Annotated in this window: 6 protein-coding genes; all 6 read left to right on the forward strand. The window is 43.3% G+C overall.

Features of this window, described 5'->3' with window-relative positions; all coding sequences use genetic code 11:
* Positions 1–250 precede the first annotated feature (250 nt).
* On the forward strand, positions 251–1,126 hold the full coding sequence (locus AC0NJP_RS09220; RefSeq protein WP_474039469.1) for a methyl-accepting chemotaxis protein: 876 nt from the start codon (positions 251–253) through the stop codon (positions 1,124–1,126).
* A gap of 88 nt (positions 1,127–1,214) precedes the next feature.
* Complete coding sequence (locus tag AC0NJP_RS09225; RefSeq protein WP_474039468.1) at positions 1,215–1,874, forward strand: GntR family transcriptional regulator; 660 nt, start codon at positions 1,215–1,217, stop codon at positions 1,872–1,874.
* Positions 1,875–2,133: 259 nt separating this feature from the next.
* The gene (locus tag AC0NJP_RS09230; protein WP_474699618.1) at positions 2,134–3,306 is read left to right on the forward strand and encodes a M20 family metallopeptidase; all 1,173 of its coding nucleotides are present in this window, start codon (positions 2,134–2,136) and stop codon (positions 3,304–3,306) included.
* Positions 3,307–3,367: 61 nt separating this feature from the next.
* Entirely contained in the window at positions 3,368–4,018 is a 651-nt protein-coding gene (locus tag AC0NJP_RS09235; RefSeq protein ID WP_474039466.1) for a nucleoside recognition domain-containing protein, read from the forward strand.
* On the forward strand, positions 4,011–4,484 hold the full coding sequence (locus AC0NJP_RS09240; protein ID WP_474039465.1) for a nucleoside recognition domain-containing protein: 474 nt from the start codon (positions 4,011–4,013) through the stop codon (positions 4,482–4,484). The genes AC0NJP_RS09235 and AC0NJP_RS09240 overlap by 8 nt, the downstream gene beginning before the upstream one ends.
* Before the next feature lie 53 nt (positions 4,485–4,537).
* On the forward strand, positions 4,538–6,957 hold a 2,420-nt coding region (gene nifJ / locus AC0NJP_RS09245; RefSeq protein ID WP_474699619.1), incomplete at its 3' end, for a pyruvate:ferredoxin (flavodoxin) oxidoreductase.

Consider the following 6,957-nt stretch of genomic DNA (forward strand, 5'->3'; position numbering starts at 1 on the left):
AGATATATTTGAAAAAATTAATTGTAAAACAAGTATCCGGATGTGGCGCAGTATGAAGACGAGGATATTTTTGTAGAAAGCGAAAACAGTTTTAGGACAGCATAAATAATTTTGACTTTCGCATTTTTATTTGACTTGTCTTAACTTCTAAAATACAATAGTGTATGAGGGCGATACAAAAACCATGAAAGATGCTTTTTGTATCGCTATTTTTATTAAAATGGTAAATCAATTTGAGGGGCGAAGCGGGATGAATGAAAGAATCGATCAAAAAATCGATCAGAAGACAGCGAAGAATTTAGTTGATTTTCTTTTTAATGAAACAGGTGTTGCTGCCGTAATTTGTAATGAAGAAGGTACGATTATAGCAGCCAAAGATGTCAGCCGAATTGGCAGTGCTCATGCGGGATCAAAGAAAGTTCTTGCAGAAAGAATTCCGTATCGCATTGTAACCGCTGAGGATGAAAAACAGTCAGCAGGGGCAAGTAAAATGGGGGTTCATTTTCCAATCATCTATAAAAATGAATGGATTGGCAGTTTTGGTCTGGGCGGTGACCCTGTTTTTACAAAACCATTGGCTAAAATTGCAATTGGTGTTATTTGTCGCGAAATTGAGGCTGATTATAATAAAAAATTGTTATTGGAGCAAGCGCAGCAAGTCAATCAGTCCATTGCCAATATCGTAGCGATTGTTGAAGAATTGAATGCGTCGCAGGAAGATTTAACGGCTACGATGCAAGATGTAGCGCAACTCTCAGATAAAGCAGCGCTTCATGTAAACAATACGGATGATTTTCTTGCTACGATTCAACAAATTGCCGGGCAAACGAACTTGCTTGGTTTAAATGCTGCGATCGAAGCGGCTAGGGCTGGCGAGAATGGTCGCGGCTTTGCCGTAGTAGCGGAAGAAGTTCGTAAACTTTCCGGCCAAAGTCATGAATCGGCCAAAGAGATCAAACAGACGCTTGGCAACTTGAAAGATTCGGTCAAACAAGTTTTTGACTATACGCAGCAGACCGCAAAAATCACGAAAGAACAGGCGAATGCGACCCAATTAATTACGGAAAAAATAATTGACCTCCAAGTAGTGGGAGATAAATTATTGAATATGGCTAAAGCGGAATAAGCTTTAGCCACTGAATTTTTCGAAAGTATACAAAATACAAAATAAAAATCTATTTACAAGATTATGAATAGAATATAATATTAAATACATGAGAAAGAACATTCACAATCACATAAAGGATTCATATCGTACTCTGCCAGGCATGATTACCCATATTTTACGAGAGCAGATTCTTTCTGGTGAACTCAATGGTGGCGTTCAGTTAAAGCAGGAAGAGTTAGCTGTAAAATTTGGTGTCAGTATGAGTGCATTGCGGGAAGCCTTGAAAACTTTAGAGGCGGAAGATCTTGTAAGTTTTTATCCCAATCGCGGTGTTATCGTAAAAGCTTTAACGGCAGAAGAAGCTCAAGAAATTTTTGATATTCGTCTGTTCTTGGAGCTTGGCGCCTTAGAGTTAGCAATTCCGGAACTGACAGAGGAAGATTTTGCTGAAGCTGCGGCGATTCTTAAACAAGCGCAGACGGAAAGTCACACGCAGCAACTGAGTGAGCTAAACTGGCAATTTCACGAAATCTTATATCAGTCGGCAAAACGTCCAACCTTATTAAAACTAATTCGCAACATGCATAATAATGTGGAACGATATATGAGGCTCTATTTATCAATCCTTCAGTATCAATCCAGGTCGCAAGAGGAGCATCAAGCGATGCTGTTAGCCTGCCAGGAAAGAAATATACAGGCGGCGCAGGATATTTTGCGTAAACACATGAAGAATGCTAGTGAGAATTTGATGAAGTATTTAAGCTAAATGTTAGTTTATTTTTTTAATATTCGATTTTCGAAAATCGAATGTAAGATACTGAATATTAAAGAATTTATGACTAAAAGAGTACATAGAGGTGCTTTTTACGAGAAGGCAAAATTACATCGTAAAAGCACTTTTTTCGGGAAGTAAATAGACTGAAAAAACGAAATGTTCAGTGAAAAATATACTTTTCAAATACTTATTATTACTAACTCTTAAATATTTTAAGAGTTTTAATAAAAAAACTTTTAGGAGGCATAGCATGAACCAACAGAAAAACGCAGCATTTCAGTTCATTGACGCTCATAAGGAAGAGATGGTCGCTTTATGGCAAGAGGTTGTTTCGATTGAAAGCGGCCCGCATGAAAAACCCGGTATCAATAAGGTGGCAGATCGTTTTTCCCAGATATTAAAGGAAGAAGGCGCCGAAGTTCGTCTGGTTGAGTTTGAGAAAGCTGGCAGCTTGCTTGTCGGTGAACTTGGTCGCAATGAAGACAAGTCGGGTGTTGTATTTTTAGGTCATATGGACACTGCTTGTCCGGCGGGCGCTTTAGCGGAAAGACCTTTTACGATCAAAGACGGTACGGTTTATGGACCGGGAGTCCTTGATATGAAAGGCGGTATCGTAGCGGCTCTTTATGCCATTAAGGCTCTTAAAAATGCCGGATATGATTCACGGGCGATTAAAGTTTTATTAGCAGGCGACGAAGAAGTACTTCATGCTCAGTCAAATGCACCTGAACTTATGATTGAAGAAGCAAAAGGCTATGCCGCTGCTTTTAATGTAGAAACTGGTTTTGTTGATAATGGGGTTGTTGTGGGCCGCAAAGGCGTTGCGCGTATTATGCTGGAAGTAAAAGGCGTTGCTGCTCATGCCGGAAATGATCCTGAAAATGGACGAAATGCTATTTTAGAAATGTCCTATAAAGTCATTGGTGTACAAGCTTTAACAAATTGGGATAAGGGAATTAGCTTTAATGTTGGCGTAATCCAGGGTGGCACAACTTCTACGACAGTTCCTGAATATGCCAAGGTTTATATTGATGTTCGCTATAAGGACCCTGATGATTTAGAAGAAATTATGCGTCAGGTTCAGGCAGTTGCTGATGATGTTCATGTACCTGGAACGACAAGCACTGTTACTTATATGGAAGGCATTAAGCCGATGAAAACAACAGACGGCGTGAAAAATTTATTTGAAATCGTAAAAGCGGCTTATGAAGAAAATGGTTTTGGCACTCCTTATGCTAAATTTGTTGGCGGTGCTTCTGATTCAGCCTATTCGGTCTTAGCTGGCGTTCCGACTGTATGCGCTATGGGCGTTAAAGGCGGCAGAAATCATAGTCCCGAAGAATTTGCCTTGCTTGATAGTTTATTTGAAAGAGCCAAGCTTCTTGTTGCTTGTGTCTTGAAATTAGATGAATTAAAAAAATAGTAGTATGATGTTTCCTTAGTTTCCTATTTGATTTTATTTGAATACTTTTGATGGGGGATCAATGATGAGTAACGTAGTTGAAGAAAAAATCACCTGGAAAGGCTGGATCTCTCTTATTGCCGTTATACTGTGCTTTTCCGGACTTTTATCGCATGCCGGACCTCTTAGCGCTTTTGACTTTCAGGTCTTAGTTGGCGGCTTTGGTAAAATTTCGGGAGCAGCCACTTTTGTTGGTAAAGGCGGTTCCGGCGCCAGCGATGGCTTTTTACAGGCCCTTGCTTTAGGACCTATCGTTATGTTGGCACTGGGAATTGTGGAAGTGGCGGAAGCAAATGGCGCGATTCGTGCAGCTGGCGTATTTTTCCGGCCTATTTTAAGACCTCTACTTGGTATCCCTGGTGTAAGTGGTCTGGCTTTTATGAGCAGTTTTACCAGCACAGATGTGTCGTCCGTATTAACTAGAAACCTCTATGAAGAGGGCTTGATTACCGATGATGAAAGAACCTTGTTAGCTTCGTATTTATTTCCTGGCTCTGCTGTTGTATCAAATACGTTAGCATCTGGTGCGCCGTTATTGCCGATCTCAGTCTTGTCAGCTGGCGCTATCATGGGGCTGATTGTTGTTGCGAAATTTGTTGGTACGAATTTAATTCGACTACTTATCGCATACAACAGAAAAAGAGCACAGGAAGGAAGTGTTGCTAATGGCTGAGGTTGCAAAAAGACAGCCTAATATGATCGAAGTTTTCATGGCTGGTTCGAAAAAAGGTTTCTATTTGATGGTCGAAGTCATTTTACCAGCATTGATTCTAGGCTTTGTATTGGTAAAAATTCTTAATACACTGGGCGTTATGGCGCTGGCAGGTCAGTATCTGAGTCCAGTTATGGCTATTTTCGGTTTGCCAGGAGAATCCATTGTTGTATTAATTGCCGCTTTTTTTGCTAAAGCAGCTGGCGCAGCTACGGCAGCTAATTTATATAACGAAGGCGTGATTACTGCGGCTCAGGCCACGATTCTTTTCCCAGCTACGATGATGATGGGAACGCTGGTTGGCAATTTTGTTCGCGTAATCATGGTTTCGCAGACAAATGTAAAATGGTTCCCAATCATGGTGGCTGCAGCTCTAATTGATTCAGCAATTGTTATGTTAATGACTCGTTTTGTATTATCTTTATAATTTAATACGGCCATGGCTTTTATGAGCCATGGCCGTTAGGGGGATTTTTTATTATGGCAAGAAAAATGAAAACAATGGACGGCAATACAGCCGCCGCCCATATCTCTTATGCATTTACTGATGTAGCGGCAATCTTTCCAATTACGCCGTCATCGAATATGGCTGAAAGCGTCGATGAATGGGTTGCACAAGGCCGTAAGAATATTTTCGGACAGACTGTAGAAGTCGTAGAAATGCAGTCAGAAGGCGGCGCTGCTGGTGCTGTACACGGTTCCTTGCAGTCTGGTGCGTTAACAACGACCTATACGGCTTCGCAAGGTCTCTTGCTCATGATTCCGAACATGTACAAAATTGCTGGCGAACTTTTACCAGGCGTCTTTCATGTGAGCGCCCGCGTGATTGGCGCTAATGCGATCAGCATTTTCGGTGATCACTCTGATGTCATGGCGACAAGACAGACTGGCTTTGCCTTGCTTGCTGAAAGCAGTGTACAGCAAGTCATGGATTTGGCGGCAGTCGCCCATTTAGCAGCCATTAAAGGCCGCGTTCCTTTTCTCAATTTCTTTGACGGGTTCAGAACGTCTCATGAAATTCAAAAGATTGAAGTACTCGAATATGATGAATTGGAAAAACTCGTCGATATGGATGCCGTTCAAGCGTTCCGTCGTCGCGGCTTAAACCCGGATCATCCGGTTCTGCGCGGTACCGTACAAAATTCCGACATTCACTTCCAGCAGCGCGAAGTCACGAACCGTTACTATGACGCTTTGCCGGAAATCGTGGAAGAATACATGCAAGAAATTACGAAGCTTACCGGCCGTGAATATCACCTCTTTAACTATCATGGCGCGCCTGATGCCGAACGCTTGATTATTGCTATGGGTTCCATGTGCGAAGCCATTGAAGAAGTGGTGGATCATTTAAATGAGCAAGGCGAAAAAGTGGGTCTCTTGACGGTACATTTATATCGTCCTTTCTCGATCTCGCATTTCTTCAAATACATTCCGAAAACCGTCAAGAAAATCGCTGTTCTCGACCGGACGAAAGAAATGGGCTCCTTGGCTGAGCCGCTCTATCTTGATGTAAAATCGGCCTTCTATACGAGCGACTGGCACCCTGTCATCGTCGGCGGACGCTGCGGCGTGGGCGGCAAAGACGTCATTCCGAGCCACATTGAAGCCGTTTTTGCCAACCTCAAGGCGGATGCACCGAAAGACGGCTTTACGGTCGGAATCATTGATGATGTGAATCACACGTCGCTGCCTTTTGGCCAAGATATTGATACGACGCCAGTGGGTACGAAAGCTTGTAAGTTCTGGGGTCTTGGTTCTGACGGCACCGTCGGGGCTAATAAGAGCGCCATTAAAATCATTGGCGATCATACGGACTTGTATGCTCAGGCCTACTTTGCTTATGACTCGAAAAAATCCGGCGGCGTAACGATCTCCCATTTGCGCTTTGGCAAACAGCCGATTAAAGCGCCATATCTTATCAACAAAGCGGACTTTATCGCTTGCCATAACCAATCCTATGTGGATAAATACAATGTCTTAGAAGGCCTGAAATCCGGCGGTAATTTCCTCCTCAACTGTAGTTGGAATGCCGAAGAACTGGATGCCTATCTGCCAGCAGCGATGAAACGTTATATCGCGGAGAAACAGATTCAATTCTATACAATTGATGCCGTGAAAATTGCCCAGGAAATCGGTCTTGGCGGACGCATCAATATGATCATGCAGGCAGCCTTCTTTAAAATTGCTGATGTCATTCCCGTGGAAGCGGCAGCAAATTATTTAAAAGAAGCCGTCGTAAAATCTTACGGCAAAAAAGGCGAAAAAGTTGTGTCGATGAATCAGGCGGCGATTGATCGTGGTGTCACTTCTTGCGTGAAAGTAGACGTTCCAGCCGCTTGGGCCCAGGCCGAAAGCACGGAAGCGGTAACAGCCCAAGTTCCTGACTTTATTAAAAACATCCTTGTTCCAGTGAATCGTCAAGATGGCGATAAAGTACCAGTCAGCGCTTTCTTGCCGGTAGAAGACGGCACCTATCCTGTGGGCACAGCGGCTTATGAAAAACGCGGCATTGCCATTAACGTACCAGAGTGGCAGGCTGACAAATGTATTCAATGTAACCAGTGCGCCTATGTATGTCCTCATGCGGCGATTCGCCCGATCCTTGTGAGTGAAAGCGAAGCGGCGGCAGCTCCAGCAGGATTTGTCGTAAAACCAGCTGTTGGCGCCAAAGACTTGTCCTTTAGAATGGCTGTTTCCACCCTCGACTGTACCGGCTGCGGCAACTGTGCGCAGGTTTGTCCGGCCAAAGAAAAAGCGCTCATTATGCAGCCGCTAGCTACGCAGACAGAGCAGGAAGCTTTGTGGGATTATGCCATGAAGGTATCGCCGAAAGCGAACCCCATGAAGAAAGAAACGATCAAAGGCAGTCAGTTTGAACAACCGCTGCTCGAATTCTCTGG

The organism is Pelorhabdus sp. sgz311002 (assembly GCF_056134285.1).